Annotated in this window: 12 protein-coding genes; 4 read left to right on the plus strand and 8 right to left on the minus strand. The window is 45.9% G+C overall.

Features of this window, described 5'->3' with window-relative positions:
* Nucleotides 1-172: 172 nt before the first annotated feature.
* From CLOSA_RS16780 to CLOSA_RS16790, 3 genes are all read right to left on the minus strand, one after another.
* Nucleotides 173-499 carry a hypothetical protein gene (locus CLOSA_RS16780; RefSeq protein WP_013273939.1) on the minus strand — a complete coding sequence of 109 codons (327 nt, stop codon included), beginning with the start codon at nucleotides 497-499 and terminating at the stop codon, nucleotides 173-175.
* A 674-nt stretch (nucleotides 500-1,173) separates the two neighbouring features.
* Nucleotides 1,174-3,291 carry a penicillin-binding transpeptidase domain-containing protein gene (locus CLOSA_RS16785; RefSeq protein ID WP_013273940.1) on the minus strand — a complete coding sequence of 706 codons (2,118 nt, stop codon included), beginning with the start codon at nucleotides 3,289-3,291 and terminating at the stop codon, nucleotides 1,174-1,176.
* Between the two features lie 178 nt (nucleotides 3,292-3,469).
* Entirely contained in the window at nucleotides 3,470-3,907 is a 438-nt protein-coding gene (locus CLOSA_RS16790) for a hypothetical protein (RefSeq protein ID WP_081443046.1), read from the minus strand.
* A gap of 201 nt (nucleotides 3,908-4,108) precedes the next feature.
* Between CLOSA_RS16790 and CLOSA_RS16795 the strand changes: the two genes are divergently transcribed.
* From CLOSA_RS16795 to CLOSA_RS16815, 4 genes are all read left to right on the plus strand, one after another.
* Nucleotides 4,109-4,528 (plus strand): metal-dependent transcriptional regulator, encoded by a 420-nt coding sequence (locus tag CLOSA_RS16795; protein WP_013273941.1) that lies wholly within the window; start codon nucleotides 4,109-4,111, stop codon nucleotides 4,526-4,528.
* 72 nt (nucleotides 4,529-4,600) lie between these two features.
* Complete coding sequence (locus CLOSA_RS16800) at nucleotides 4,601-5,797, plus strand: NADP-dependent isocitrate dehydrogenase (RefSeq protein WP_013273942.1); 1,197 nt, start codon at nucleotides 4,601-4,603, stop codon at nucleotides 5,795-5,797.
* Between the two features lie 280 nt (nucleotides 5,798-6,077).
* Nucleotides 6,078-6,626 (plus strand): GNAT family N-acetyltransferase, encoded by a 549-nt coding sequence (locus tag CLOSA_RS16810; RefSeq protein ID WP_013273943.1) that lies wholly within the window; start codon nucleotides 6,078-6,080, stop codon nucleotides 6,624-6,626.
* Nucleotides 6,627-6,725: 99 nt separating this feature from the next.
* Entirely contained in the window at nucleotides 6,726-7,604 is an 879-nt protein-coding gene (locus tag CLOSA_RS16815) for a LysR family transcriptional regulator (RefSeq protein ID WP_013273944.1), read from the plus strand.
* A gap of 90 nt (nucleotides 7,605-7,694) precedes the next feature.
* Here the strand turns inward: CLOSA_RS16815 and CLOSA_RS16820 are convergent, their stop codons facing one another.
* From CLOSA_RS16820 to aspS, 5 genes are all read right to left on the minus strand, one after another.
* Nucleotides 7,695-8,987, minus strand: a complete 1,293-nt coding sequence (locus CLOSA_RS16820; protein WP_041708686.1) for an aminotransferase class I/II-fold pyridoxal phosphate-dependent enzyme — start codon at nucleotides 8,985-8,987, stop codon at nucleotides 7,695-7,697.
* Between the two features lie 31 nt (nucleotides 8,988-9,018).
* Nucleotides 9,019-10,452, minus strand: a complete 1,434-nt coding sequence (gene gatB, locus CLOSA_RS16825) for an Asp-tRNA(Asn)/Glu-tRNA(Gln) amidotransferase subunit GatB (RefSeq protein WP_013273946.1) — start codon at nucleotides 10,450-10,452, stop codon at nucleotides 9,019-9,021.
* The gene (gene gatA / locus CLOSA_RS16830; RefSeq protein WP_013273947.1) at nucleotides 10,445-11,941 is read right to left on the minus strand and encodes an Asp-tRNA(Asn)/Glu-tRNA(Gln) amidotransferase subunit GatA; all 1,497 of its coding nucleotides are present in this window, start codon (nucleotides 11,939-11,941) and stop codon (nucleotides 10,445-10,447) included. The genes gatB and gatA overlap by 8 nt, the downstream gene beginning before the upstream one ends.
* 12 nt (nucleotides 11,942-11,953) lie before the next feature.
* The gene (gatC, locus tag CLOSA_RS16835) at nucleotides 11,954-12,247 is read right to left on the minus strand and encodes an Asp-tRNA(Asn)/Glu-tRNA(Gln) amidotransferase subunit GatC (RefSeq protein WP_013273948.1); all 294 of its coding nucleotides are present in this window, start codon (nucleotides 12,245-12,247) and stop codon (nucleotides 11,954-11,956) included.
* A gap of 66 nt (nucleotides 12,248-12,313) precedes the next feature.
* Nucleotides 12,314-13,645: an aspartate--tRNA(Asn) ligase gene (aspS, locus tag CLOSA_RS16840; RefSeq protein WP_013273949.1), complete on the minus strand. Its 1,332-nt coding sequence runs from the start codon at nucleotides 13,643-13,645 to the stop codon at nucleotides 12,314-12,316.
* Nucleotides 13,646-14,315 lie beyond the last annotated feature (670 nt).

A 14,315-nucleotide genomic window follows, 5' to 3' on the forward strand; every position in this document is an offset into this window, starting at 1 on the left:
TTACTGATGCGAACGGCTGGGTAAATACTTATGATTTGACAACGGTAAAAGTACCGTAAATGATCATTTTAGGCATCAATGAGTCCAAATAATAGAGTAACGCGGAAAGCTGATGCTAGTGAAGTATTAAACCCAACCTGTAATGTAGTATCATCATAACGATGACAATAGGTTACCCAGAAGCCATTTCCAGTAGTCCACGACACGCAAGCTGTAGGTGCACAATAGTCTGGCAGTTTTTACCTGTAATACCCAGATCGAACAAGCTAATATTTATCCAACTGTTACCGCCTGTATTTAGCAAAGCGTATTGCTTGTTTGCCAGATATTTACTCTCTGCATTAAGAACTAATTTATTGTTCAATGCAGTTAAATCACTATTTAATTTAGTTATCTTCTCATCAATAATAACATTATCATTGACAAAATCCTGTCTAACCGGCTTATCCGATGCTTCCCACATATTTAATCCTAATGATGTTTTATTTGTACTTGACATATTATTTCTCCTCTTTTAATTTGAATTTTTCTTGAAATATTCTTCTGATCATTTAACTGCTACATACATTTTGCCACGTAACAATCTCTGATTTTATAATAATATTCGAACATACGTTCTCTTGTCGACATCTAGATTATAATACTCTATAATCCTATTGTCAATACTTTTTTCGAACATACGTTCTTTTCATTATCTCTCCTAATAATATTGCTCAAGTATGTTACAACCGTTAAATGTACGTTTAAATAAAAGGACAGCCCCTAGTGAAAATTACTTTTGTACATTTTTTTCAATCGTCTGTTTGGTGTGTCTTAACTTATGTTCGATTATCCAAAACAGACTTTCTTGATCGCTTTCTAACGCGATTTTTTTACTTTTAGAATACTTTTCATTTGTAAAAAAAGAATTTAGGCCTAACATTCGGTATTTTTCAGTGTAAAGTAGAATTACTTTTTCATTTGACTATTTTATTTTTATTTAAATTACAATTTCTTTTCAGCCAGATAAAAAAAATTGCATAAACATACACTAAAAAATCCCCAGATTTTGATCTTAGGGATTTTTAGTATATGTTTATGCATGTTTTCTTAATATCCTATTGATAATAAATACGAATTTTAACAAAAGAACGGAGAGTGCATACCAAATTCAGACCGGTACAGCCGCCTTTTTTACCGCCCGCCTGGAATATAGGAATCCAAAATTGCTTTGTCCTTTCTTACCACATATCCGCTTCCTCCCCGGTCCTTTACATCCTCTGCCATGCTGACCAGAAGAATGGGAGTCTCCAGACTGGGATCTGTTGTAAAGACAGCAAACCAGCCAAGCTCCGTACCATTTGTGTCGTCTTTTGATGCCTTGATCTCGGCTGTTCCAGTCTTTCCTGCAAGTTCCATATCCTTCCGGTATGCCCCATGTCCGGTTCCATGCCGGGAACTGATGACTTTGCCAAGGGCTGTCCGGATCCTGTCCGCAATTTCCGGGGAACATGCCCCCGGCAGCCAGACTTCCGGTGCTGGTTCCGGTTTGTACTGCAGATAAGGCTTGATGACATTTCCCTCATTGGCAAACATGGTATAAAGAGATGCCAGGTGTATGGGATTAACCAGCATCTGCCCCTGTCCATACCCGCTGTCAGCCAGCTGCACTTCGGTTTCGATCCGTTCCGTATTGGAGTATTGAGACTTTGCTACGGATATATCAAAAGGAAGCTCCTGATTAAATCCCAGTTTATCCAGACCTGACATAAAATCATCAAAGCCGATTTTTAAAGCAGCCTTTGCGAAATAAATGTTATCCGAATAAATAAAGGCATTTTCCAGGATAGCGGGGCTGTAATCATGAAGAGTGGTAACATAGTAATTTCCCCAGCTTTCATCCTTTCTCCAGCTTAGCCCTTCCTTTCCATAATCCTCATTAGGATCAATAGCCCCGGTGGTAAGCCCGATAGCACCGGTTATCGGCTTAAAAGAAGATCCCGGTGCGAATCTCTGACGGAACCGGTTGAACATGGGTTTTCTCTCGTCATCATTTAAAGACGCCCATGTTTCCTCAGACATTCCAAGGATAAAATCATTGTCATCGTAGGAAGGCGTGCTGACAAGAGCCAGTACTTCGCCGGTATATGGATTCATGGCAACCGTACCGCTCTTATCTTCCTTGAATGCCTCATAAATTTCCATCTGAAGGGTGCTGTCAATGGTCAGGGTAATATCTCTTCCGTCTGTACGGGGCTTTGCAGCCAGGGTTTTTTTAAGGGCTCCGCCTGCGTCTGCAATGGCAATCGTCCGTCCATTGGTTCCTTTCAGCTCTTTCTCAAACAAAGCCTCCATTCCGCTTCTGCCGATCACACTGTCTGTCAGATAATCTTCATTCGGATGCTTTTCAAGATCCTCTGCCGTTACATACTGGACATATCCCACCAGATGGGCCCCGCTCTCCCCCAGAGGGTAATAGCGAACTTGTGTATCTGTGATCAGGACTCCCGGAACAGTCAGAAGCTGATCCTGAAATTCCTTATTTTTAACATTGTCCTCCCTGGGCTCCATGGAATTTAAGTTTAATTCATCTACTTTTTTAATGGTCTTTAACGGAACAAACGAATCTTCTTTTATCCACTTGGCAGATAATTTCTTCTTGATTGAATCAGCCGGCATTCCTAGGAGCTTTCCAAGGGTCTCTAAATCTCCTGCAGAGTCCTCCCTCATTTTTCCGGGAACCAGGCCCACGGAGGACGCGGTGCCTTTTCCCGCAAGAAGCCGCCCGTTCCGGTCAAAAACACTTCCTCTCTGCGCTTTGTCCGTAATTACCCTCACCTTATCGGTTCTCCCCAGCTCCGGAAAGATCACGCTGTCATTCCACACCATTTCATAGCCCTTTTTCTTTTCCTTCCGGAACTCCGCCTGATTGTTAAAAATGATTTCCCCTGCAATACTGCTGAGGCTCATGGTGTAGCTGACCGCTGCCTCTCCGTCCTTTTCTTCTACCTGCTTAATCTCAGCAGTTATTCCGTTGGCCCCGATTCCTTCGTATATATTTTTATGCCTGGTGATAAAATCCTCTTCACTGATATTTAATTGGCTCTGCTCATCCAGCATCCCATACATTGCCTTATAATCGGCTCTGGAAAGATATTCGACGTATTCCAGGAACAGCGCATCCGGCTTTTTCCTTGATGCTCCGATTTTCCCCTGTATCTGAAAGAACAGGGCTGCCCCTGCCAGGCCAGCAAGCAAAATAATAAGTGTACAAACAGTACTGAATAAAAATCTCTTTTTTCTGCGCCTCATAGCATACCTCCTGTTAATCCGTCCGCAAAATCTGTCCTCAGATTATTGGACACCCCGGAAGCCGTCCCGGTAAGGATATCAGCGGGTACTTCCAGATGAAAATAATAATTGAAAATTCCTTTTCCTGCTCCAACCACATTGCCGGAGCTGTAACCGTTGGCGATCCCCACGGTTATGGCTATCTGCGGGTTCTCATACGGGGCATATTCCGGTTTCCCACGACGTCCGTATAAAACTGTTCCATACCATCCCGGCCCCGAAGCCAGCCTTCCATAGATTTTTCTATCCCGCCCTTTCCTATCATAGACTGTTTCGTGCAAACCGTACCTTCCCGCTTCCCTGCTTCCAGTTCTTCGTCGGATACCGGCCCCGTATATCCTAATATGGAAGAAAGACTTTCCCCACCATAATCAATGCGGACGCTGCCTTCCTGAATATCCACCCCGGACAGGATGTGCTTCTTTTCCAGCACTTCTACCATAGCCTCCCCGGATACATCCGAAGCGGCCAGATAAGGAAGGTATCTGCCGTATGAATTCAGGGAAAGACCGTGACGAATGTTGTCCGTTCCAAAAAATGAAACCCGGAAATCATCATATTTACCGTAATTTATGATGGTACAATATAGTTCTCTCTAATCTTACACTTGTAAGAATTTATTATACACGGATTATGTACTGATGTAAACATTTTTTCTTAATCACTTCTGCTTGGTATAAAAAAGGAATCCTCCCTCCTTTTATCCACCCATTCATAGATTCCCGGAGGAAGGAATAAATATAAGTAATATTCTTAGGTGAAAAGAAAGGAGGGCACCATGGCCCTAACCGATAATTTCTATACCTTAAAGGGTTATTCCCTTTTGGAGCATACGCAAATCACCTCCTCCATGGAAGATTATCTGGAAATGATATGCAGGCTCCATAGTGACGGCCAGCCTGTGCGGATCAAAGAGCTGGCAGAATGCCTCCATGTAAAGCCTTCCTCCGCTTCCAAAATGACCGGAAACTTAAGGAAACAGGGACTGGTACGCTTTGAAAAATACGGTACGGTATCCCTGACAGAGGACGGCATGGAGCTGGGAGAATATTTATTATTCCGCCACGAAGTTCTCCGCCGTTTTTTCTGCTATATCAACCAGAATTCCAATGAACTGGAGCAGGTAGAAAAGGTAGAGCATTTCATTGAACCGGAAACAGTGTATAATATTCAAAAATGGCTGGATAAATTTACATAGACAGGCTTGTGCGATTTTATAATTCATCGTATACTATAGCATAACACGTACATTTCTAAGGAGGACAAACACATGGATAAGATTAAAATGACAACCCCCATTGTCGAAATGGATGGGGATGAAATGACCAGAATTCTCTGGCAGATGATCAAAGACCACCTTCTGCTGCCATATATTGAATTAAAGACAGAATACTATGACTTGGGCCTGGAATACCGTGATGAGACAAACGACCAGGTGACGATTGACTCTGCCATTGCCACTAAAAAATATAAGGTTGCAGTCAAATGCGCCACCATCACCCCCAACGCAGACCGGGTAAAGGAATACGGCTTAAAAGAAATGTGGAAAAGTCCCAATGGTACCATCCGGGCGATCCTGGACGGAACCGTGTTCCGTGCACCCATTGTTGTCAGGGGAATCGAACCATGTGTGATCAACTGGAAAAAGCCCATTACCATAGCAAGACATGCTTACGGTGATGTTTACAAAGGATCGGAAATGAAGATCCCGGGAGCTGGAAAGGTGGAGCTTGTCTATACCGCTCAGGATGGCAGCGAAGCCCGGGAGCTGGTACATTCCTTTGATGGTCCTGGAATTGTACAGGGAATGCACAACTTAAACGGCTCCATTGAAAGCTTTGCCAGAAGCTGCTTTAACTACGCACTGGACACCCGCCAGGATTTATGGTTTGCCACAAAAGATACCATCTCAAAGAAATATGACCATACCTTCAAGGACATCTTCCAGGAAATCTTTGAAGCTGACTATGAGGGTAAATTTAAGGAGGCCGGTATTACCTATTTCTACACCCTGATCGACGATGCGGTCGCCCGGGTCATGAAATCAGAAGGCGGCTATATCTGGGCCTGCAAAAATTATGACGGCGATGTCATGAGCGATATGATATCCTCTGCCTTTGGCTCCCTTGCCATGATGACCTCTGTCCTGGTGTCTCCCGATGGGGACTATGAATACGAAGCTGCCCACGGAACCGTACAGCGCCATTACTATAAGCATTTAAAAGGGGAGGAAACCTCTACAAACTCCGTTGCAACCATATTTGCATGGACCGGAGCTTTGAGAAAGCGGGGAGAACTGGATGGAAACGCAGAACTGGCTGCTTTTGCAGACAAACTGGAACAGGCGACTATAGACACCATTGAGTCCGGTGAAATGACAAAGGATCTGGCCCTCATCACCACCATTCCAAATAAAACGGCATTAAGCAGTGAAGAATTTATAAAGGCCATTGCAAAAAGACTTTAAAACTGCATTCATATTTATCTTTATGGGAGAACAGCATCCGATTCATTGCAACAACTGAAGTATTTTATAGAAATTGTGAACTGCGGTAAAGGCATCTCACTGACCTGGATGGCGTAGAGTTCCCGGGCTGCGCCCGCCAGGTCACTGAGCAGGCAAGTCTTCTTGAGCAGCGCTATTTCAGCAGGAAACTTTCCCGCCGTCTGCCGGGAACCGGAAAAAAAATCTGCAGGCATTGGCACAGGCAGTTGTTTACTTATTCCTTTCAGGAGGTAATCAAACCATGGAATACAAACCAAAAGAAATCCTGTTAAAAAACGGAACTTCCTGCATCTTAAAAAGCCCAGGTCCCAAGGATGCTGCCGCCATTCTGGAGCTTATGCGCAAAACCTCGGAAGAAACCAATTATATGGCCAGGTACGCGGATGAGATCAATATGCCCCTTCAGCAGGAGGAGGAGTTCCTTTCCTCCAACTTAAAAAGCCAGAAGGATTTGATGGTCTGCGCCGTGATAAACGGAGAAATTGTTGCAAATTCCGGGATCAATCCCATCGGAGCCATGGAACGTTATTCCCACCGGGCCTCTTTTGGCATCTCCACATACAAGGCATACTGGGGGCTTGGGATCGGTTCCCATCTCCTTGAAGCCATCATGGCAGGTTCCCGGGATATGGGCTATGAACAGCTGGAGCTGGAAGTGGTATGCGATAATCAGCGGGGAATGGCTCTCTATAAAAAATTTGGCTTCGAAATTTACGGTACCAGGGAACATTCCTTTAAATACAGGGATGGAAGCTACGGAGCCACCTATCTGATGATGGTAAAGCTTTAATTAATTTTATATTTTTTTCAAAATCCCTATTCATATCATTATCAAAATGATATAATGAAAATTATTATATAACATCTTGGTAATGGAAGGATCTTTGATATGAACTTAAGACATCTTACTATCTTTAAAACGGTGTGTGAAGAGGGCAGCATCACCGGAGCAGCCAAAGTGCTGTCCATGACCCAGCCAGCCATCTCCCACGCCATCAATGAACTGGAAGAATCCGTTGGCTCCCCTCTGTTTGACCGTGTATCCCGCAGAGTGGTCATCAATGAGAACGGAAAATTTTATTTGTCTAAGGTCATCCCTCTCCTGGAACTGTATCAGGATCTGGAAAATTATTCCGGCATCCTGCATCTTCAGGCTCCTTTACGAATTGGTTCCTGTGTAACCCTGGCCACATACCTGCTTCCTAAAGTGGTATCCCGCTTTGCTCTTACAAATCCGGATACCCAGCTAAATGTCACCATAAACAATTCCCAGGAGATTACAAATAAGCTTCTGAAAAACGAACTGGATATCGGCCTGATTGAGGGCGTTATCCCTGAGGAGCAGTTGGAGAAGATCCCGTTTTCCTCCTATCCCATAGCAGTGATCTGCGCTCCCGGCCATCCCTTTGCTGAGCGTCTTGCCCAGCCGGTGGCACTGGACCGGCTGATTGAGGAACCCCTTCTGTTGAGAGAACAGGGCTGTACCCTCCGGGATACCTTTGACTGTGCACTGGCGCTGAACAATCTATCGGCCCAGCCCCTCTGGTCCAGCACCAATTCGGATGTGATCCTCCAGGCGGTAAAGGAAAATATCGGGATCGGCATCGTTCCCAGAATCTTTGCTGATGAATCCTTAAAAAAAGGGGAAATTGTTGAGATCGAGGTGAAAAACCTGGACATCAGCTGCATGAACCACGTGGTATTCCATAAGGACAAGTTTCAGACGGAGTCATTCCAGGCGTTCATCAACCTGGTATTATTTGACTAGTTACCGGCCTAATTGGGTCTGAAATAAAAGGAAGCGCTGAAAAATGACGAACCAAAGTCATTTTCCGGCGCTTCTGTTTTATATCTTTTTTTACGCTTCTCTCTCAGCAAGGATCTTGTCAATGCTGACGATCTTCACACAAAGAGCAAATAATTCCATAGCCAGGATCAGATCAGATAAAGGAGGATAAGAAGGGGCTATGCGGATATTGTTATCCCTGGGATCCTTTCCATAAGGATACGTTGCCCCTGCTCCTGTCATGACTAAGCCGGATTTTTTGCATCTTGCCACGATGGATTTTGCACATCCGTCAAGAGAATCAAAGGAAATGAAATAGCCGCCTTTGGGACTGGTCCATTCTCCGATTCCAAGACCGCCCAGCTCTCTGTCCAGGATCTGGATCACTGCCTCGAATTTGGGTCTCATAATATCTGCATGCTTTCTCATATGCTCTACCATGCCGTGAATATCTCCAAAATACCGTACATGCCGCAGCTGGTTTACCTTGTCATGACCAATGGTCTGGATCTTTAACTGCTTCATAATATCCACCAGGTTGTTCTGGCTGGCTGCAATGGCTGCAATACCGGAACCAGGGAAGCTGACTTTTGAGGTGGAGGCGAATTTATAAACCATATCCGGATTTCCGGCTCTCTTGCACTCTGCAAGAATCTCAATAAGATGATCCTGGTCCCGGTCATATAAATGATGGATGGTGTAAGCATTATCCCAGTAAATGCGGAAATCCTTGGCGGCCGGTTTTAAACGGGCAAATCGGCGTACCGTATCATCGGAATAAGATATTCCTTGAGGATTGGAATATTTTGGTACACACCAGATTCCTTTGATGGAATCATCCTTTGCCACCAGTTCTTCCACAATATCCATATCAGGACCTGTTGGGGTCATGGGTACATTCACCATTTCGATGCCAAAATATTCGGTTATGGAAAAATGCCGGTCATATCCCGGGACCGGACAGAGAAATTTCACCTTATCCAGCTTGCACCAGGGAGTGCTTCCCATAACACCGTGAGTCATGGAACGGGAAACCGTATCATACATGACATTTAAGCTGGAATTGCCATAAATAATGATGTGGTCAGGTGCAACCTCCATCATGTCGGCCAGAAGCTCTTTTGCCTCCTTGATCCCATCAAGGACCCCATAGTTGCGGCAGTCTGTGCCGTCATCACAGGTCAGGTCATCATTGCTGCTCAGAACATCCATCATTCCCATGGATATATCCAGCTGTTCCGTACTGGGCTTCCCTCTGGACATGTCAAGCTTTAAGTCCTTTCCCTGAAACTCCTTATACTGCATGGATAGCTGTTTTCTCAGTTCCTGTAACTCTTCCTTCGTCATCTCAACATACGGCTTCATAGATTTTATTTTCCTCCTCATATAGACTCCTTTAACCCAATAGGTCCTTTAGTATCCTGTTGACCGCTCCCGGATCGGCTTTTCCCTTCATGGAACGCATGGTCTGGCCTACTAAGAACCCAAAGGCCTTTTCTTTTCCATTGCGGTAATCCACCACGGACTGCGGATTTGCAGTAACAATTCCCTCAATTACCCTGCGCAGTTCTCCTTCGTCATTGACAACCTTTAATCCTTTTTCTTCCACATATTGTTCCGGATCAATGTTTTCTGCGAAAATTCTCTCAAAAACTTCCTTGCCCACGGTACGGTTAATGGTACCATTATCCACTAAATTGATTAATTTTGCAAGGTTTTCCGGAGAAAATGTCATATTTTCAGGTTCCATTTCGTGCTCTTTTATAAGCCTCATGGCCTCTACCATAAGCCAGTTTGCGGCTTCTTTGGGCTTTTTACAGATCCCGGTGACTGCCTCAAAAATATCTGCCATATGCTTGGAGGCAGTGATAATATCCGCATCGTACTCCGAAAGATGATACTCTTCCTGATAGCGGACCATCTTTTCCGTCCTGAGCTCCGGCTGTCTGGCCTTTATAGTGTTGATCCATTCATCGCTGATGACCACAGGAGGAAGATCCGGGTCAGGAAAATAACGGTAATCCCTGGCATCCTCCTTGGACCGCATGGCATAGGAGGATTCCTTGTTGTCATCCCACCGTCTGGTTTCCTGAACCACCGGCTTCCCTTCCTCGATCAATTCGATCTGACGTTTTCTCTCCCCTTCAATGGCACGGGCAATGGCCTTAAAGGAGTTTAAATTCTTCATTTCCGTCCTGGTGCCCAGCTGAGCCGAACCAGCCTCACGGACGGATAAGTTTACGTCAGCCCTCATGGAGCCTTCCTGGAGCTTGCAGTCGGATGCTCCCAGATACTGGATGATCAGTCTCAGCTTTTCCAAATAGGCAATCACCTCATCCCCGCTTCGCATATCAGGCTCTGATACGATTTCTATAAGCGGAACTCCGCTCCGGTTAAAGTCCACCAGGGAACAGTCCTCCCATTCATCATGAATGAGCTTTCCCGCGTCCTCTTCCATGTGGATCTCATGGATCCCGATTCTCTTCTTTCCTGCCGGTGTGTCGATTTCCACCCAGCCGTCATGGCAGATCGGAAGGTAAAGCTGGGATATCTGGTAGTTTTGGGGATTATCCGGGTAGAAATAATTCTTCCGGTCAAACTTACAGGACTGGTTGATCCGGCAGTTTGCCGCAAGGCCTACCGCAAGCGCATATTCCACCACCTGCTTGTTAAGGACCGGAAGGGAGCCGGGCATACCGGTGCATACCGGACAGGTGTGGGTATTTGGCGCCCCGCCGAATTCCGTAGAGCAGGCGCAGAATATTTTTGTTTTCGTGGCCAGCTCCACATGGACCTCCAGGCCGATGACGGTCTCATACTGTTTACTCATTTCCCTCTCCTCCTTCCCCTTTTCCTGCCATGGGGGGCATCTCATAGCTTCTGCTCTGCTCAAGGGCAAAGCCTGCCTTGATAATGTTCTTTTCCTTAAAGCAGTCTCCGATAAACTGGACTCCAATGGGCAGCCCCCTGGTATCCCTGCTCCACGGAACCGTAAGACCGGGAAGTCCGGCAAGATTTACGGAAATGGTATAGATATCCCCCAAATACATTTTTAATGGGTCACTTAAGCTCTCCCCCAGCTTTGGTGCTGTAGACGGAGAAGCCGGTCCCAGGATCACATCATACACTGAAAATGCCTGGTCAAATGCCTTTTTAATAAGTGCCTTTGTTCTTAAGGCCTTCAGATAATATGCATCATAATACCCGGAGCTTAATACAAAGGAGCCAAGCATGATACGCCGTTTCACCTCCGGCCCAAAGCCCTGGGAACGGCTCTTTTTATACATGCCGTGAAGTCCCTCGTAATCCTTTGCCCGGTAGCCGTACTTGACCCCGTCAAACCTGGATAAGTTGGAACTGGCCTCAGCGGAAGCGATCACATAGTAGGCAGGAATGGCATATTCCACCATCCCTAAATCAAAGGTCTCCACGATAGCTCCCTTTTCCACTAAAACCCCGGCGGCCTTTAACACAGCCTCCTTCACCTCAGGATCAAGACCCTGGCCCAGATAATCTGCAGGAATGCCGATCCTCATTCCTTTCACATCCTCTTTTAAAGCCTGGGTAAAGTCACAATCGTTCCGCTCCACCGATGTGCTGTCCTTCTCATCATGGGAAGCCAGTACCTCTAAAATCGCAGCGCAATCCGTCACGTCCTTGGCAACAGGACCGATCTGGTCCAGGGAAGAGCCATAGGCAATCAGTCCATACCTGGAAATGGTTCCGTAAGTAGGCTTTAATCCCGTAACTCCGCAGAAGGAAGCTGGCTGCCTTATGGAACCTCCCGTATCCGAGCCTAAGGCATAAAAGCATTCTGCCGCCGCAACTGCCGCACAGGAACCGCCGGAGGAACCACCTGGAACATGGTCCGGATTCCACGGGTTCCTCGTTACTCCGTAGGCCGATGTTTCCGTGGTGCTTCCCATGGCAAATTCATCCATATTGGTTTTCCCCAGGATCACTGCCCCGGCCTTTTTTAAATTCTCTACTGCAGAGGCTGTATAGGAAGGAACAAAATCAGAAAGGATTTTTGAGCCGCAGGTAGTTTTCATACCTTGGATACAGATATTGTCTTTCACTGCTACCGGTACACCTGCCAATGGGCCTGTAAGCTCTCCGTTTTCGATTTGTTTCTGCACGTCTTTCGCCTGCCTTAATGCATCTTCTTCCGCTATGGTCACATAGCTGTTAAGCACCGGCTCCATGGCCTTTATCTGGCCCAGAGCTGCTTTTACCGCTTCTACGGAGGTGACCTCTCCTGATTTTATTTTTTCCCCTAACTGCACCGCTGTAAGGGATAATATTTCTTTCGATGTCATATAAGAATCCCCCTATTCCACTGTTTTCGGCACCTTAAAGGCTCCATCTTTGCTGTCAGGGGCATTTTTTAAGATGTTCTCCCTGTCGTCACCGTTTTCCACTACGTCCTCACGGAAAACGTTGTGCACCGGGAATACATGGGACATGGGTTCCACGCCGGCCGTATCCAGCTCGTTTAATTGATCAATATAATCCAGCATACGGCCCATATCCTTTTTCGCCGCTTCCCTTTCCTCGTGGTCAAGCTCCAGCTTTGCCAGGATACCAACATATTCTATCATATCATCATCAATGATGTGCGCCATTTTTCCTATCTCCTTTCCTCTCCTCTGCCCGCGCATTTTGGGCATAAAGGGATACCCCCAGGGTGTTTATGGTTCCAGCCTTGTCACATCTCTTGGAAACAACGTAGTCTCCCGTATATTCCCTTCGTCAAGAAGACGCATGGTTAAGCGTTCCAGGCCGATCCCAAGACCTCCGTGGGGGGGCATACCGTATTGGAATATCATTAAATAGGAAGAAATATCTTCCGGGTTCATGCCTCTGGCCTCCATTTTTTTAAGAATGGTATCATAATCATGAATTCTCTGACCTCCCGTAGTAACCTCCAGCCCTTTGAACAGCAGGTCAAAGCTTAAGGTAAATTTAGGATCAGCCGGATCATCCATGGCATAGAAAGGGCGCTTCTTTGAGGGATAATGGGTAACAAATACAAAATCGCTGCCATATTCCTCCTTAAAATACCGGCCGATGAGTACTTCCTCTTCCGGCTCCAGATCATAGGGGTTTCTTATTTTTCTGTTGTATTTTCCGGCCACCAGCTCCTTTGCTTCTGCAAAGCGGACGGTGGGAATATTGGACACATTGGGAAGAGAGACCTTAAGCATCTGAAGCTCAGCTTCATAATCTTCGCAAAGGAGTCCAAAGGTATACTGCAGCATGGCTGTTTCCATTTCCATGATTTCCTCAAAACCGTCAATGTATCCCATTTCAAAGTCCATGCTGGTATATTCATTTAAATGTCTTGTTGTATTGTGCTTTTCCGCACGAAAGACAGGAGCCACTTCAAAAACCCGGTCATATACGCCTACCATGGTCTGTTTATAAAACTGGGGACTTTGGCCCAGCTCTGCCTTCTTATTAAAATAGTCCAGTTTAAATACATTGGAGCCGCCTTCTGCTCCGCGGGCTACAATCTTTGGTGTACGGATTTCCGTAAAATTCTGGGAATGGAGAAAGTCCCGAAACCCTCTTACAATGCCTTCCTGAAGGCGGAACTTAGCCCGTTCCATGGGATTTCGAAGGGTAATAGGACGCAGAGCCAGCTTAGTCTCTAGGGAAGTGTTCAATTTCCACTTGCTGATTGCCACGGGCAGTGCCTCTGCCGGCTGGGACAGCAGATCGATCCCCAAAAGACGGATCTCAAACCCGTAGGGAGCTCTCTCTTCCTTTGAAACGACTCCGGTGACCCTGACCGCAGACTCTTCCTTTAAAAGGCTTATGTCGAAATCCGTCTTGCCTTCCTCATATACACACTGTACCAGACCCTCGGCTTTTCGTAGGATCACAAAAGCAACCTCTCCCATATCCCTTATGGTATGGACGCTTCCTTCCATTCTTACCGTCCGGCCCTCATAGCCGCCGGATCTTATGCGGTCCATGGAGACCGTATCTTTCTCTTTTACACCACTGATAAATTCCATATCTGTATTCTCCTTACCTGAATGTAATTGTTTTTGATTCCGGTAAAGGGTTGCAGCCGTTCCGCCATGCCATTCATAATTTCAGTATTTGCACATTTTGCGCTTAGTGAGCAAGCTCCCACACACGAATTGTGCAAATACTTCAGCATGGCTTAACTGCAACAAAATATCCCGTCCCGGAATACAGTTACATATTCCGGGACGGGATTTATATGGCTATAAGTTCCCGCGGTACCACCCGCATTGAGACAACTGCCTCTTCCTCCAGCCGCAGATATGACAGCCGGATAAGCAAATGCCTCCACTCAAACATTTAACGCATGTGTACGGATAAGCCTACTCAGTCACCGTCAGTCCTATGAAAAAAGATTGACCGCCGCTTCGGCATATCGGCTCCGGAGTGTTCCCTTAGCCAAGTCCCACATGACGGCGCTCTCAGTCGGTGACGCCCTCTTCCTGTTGAGGTCCATAGGCCAGAGTCTCCTTCTCTGCCTTTCTCAGTATATCTTCTGAACTCCTGCAGGTTCATGATTCCCTGTTCAGGCCTGTTTTATAACAGTTCATCACTTCACTACAATGAATTGCACTTATAATATCATAATCTATTTTAACCTGCAATATTTATTTTTCACAAATTCTCTCCAGCAATGGAAAAAGAACCTAAAAATTC

This window comes from [Clostridium] saccharolyticum WM1 (assembly GCF_000144625.1).
Lineage (GTDB): Bacteria > Bacillota > Clostridia > Lachnospirales > Lachnospiraceae > Lacrimispora > Lacrimispora saccharolytica.

Bases quoted from the DNA above. Each gene is read 5' to 3' on its own strand.
- CLOSA_RS16815 (WP_013273944.1), top strand. From the start codon at position 6,726: ATGAACTTAAGACATCTTACTATCTTTAAAACGGTGTGTGAAGAGGGC.
- CLOSA_RS16785 (WP_013273940.1), bottom strand. From the start codon at position 3,291: ATGAGGCGCAGAAAAAAGAGATTTTTATTCAGTACTGTTTGTACACTT.
- gatC (WP_013273948.1), bottom strand. From the start codon at position 12,247: ATGGCGCACATCATTGATGATGATATGATAGAATATGTTGGTATCCTG.
- CLOSA_RS16820 (WP_041708686.1), bottom strand. From the start codon at position 8,987: ATGAAGCCGTATGTTGAGATGACGAAGGAAGAGTTACAGGAACTGAGA.
- gatB (WP_013273946.1), bottom strand. From the start codon at position 10,452: ATGAGTAAACAGTATGAGACCGTCATCGGCCTGGAGGTCCATGTGGAG.
- aspS (WP_013273949.1), bottom strand. From the start codon at position 13,645: ATGGAATTTATCAGTGGTGTAAAAGAGAAAGATACGGTCTCCATGGAC.
- gatA (WP_013273947.1), bottom strand. From the start codon at position 11,941: ATGACATCGAAAGAAATATTATCCCTTACAGCGGTGCAGTTAGGGGAA.
- CLOSA_RS16800 (WP_013273942.1), top strand. From the start codon at position 4,601: ATGGATAAGATTAAAATGACAACCCCCATTGTCGAAATGGATGGGGAT.
- CLOSA_RS16810 (WP_013273943.1), top strand. From the start codon at position 6,078: ATGGAATACAAACCAAAAGAAATCCTGTTAAAAAACGGAACTTCCTGC.
- CLOSA_RS16780 (WP_013273939.1), bottom strand. From the start codon at position 499: ATGTCAAGTACAAATAAAACATCATTAGGATTAAATATGTGGGAAGCA.
- CLOSA_RS16795 (WP_013273941.1), top strand. From the start codon at position 4,109: ATGGCCCTAACCGATAATTTCTATACCTTAAAGGGTTATTCCCTTTTG.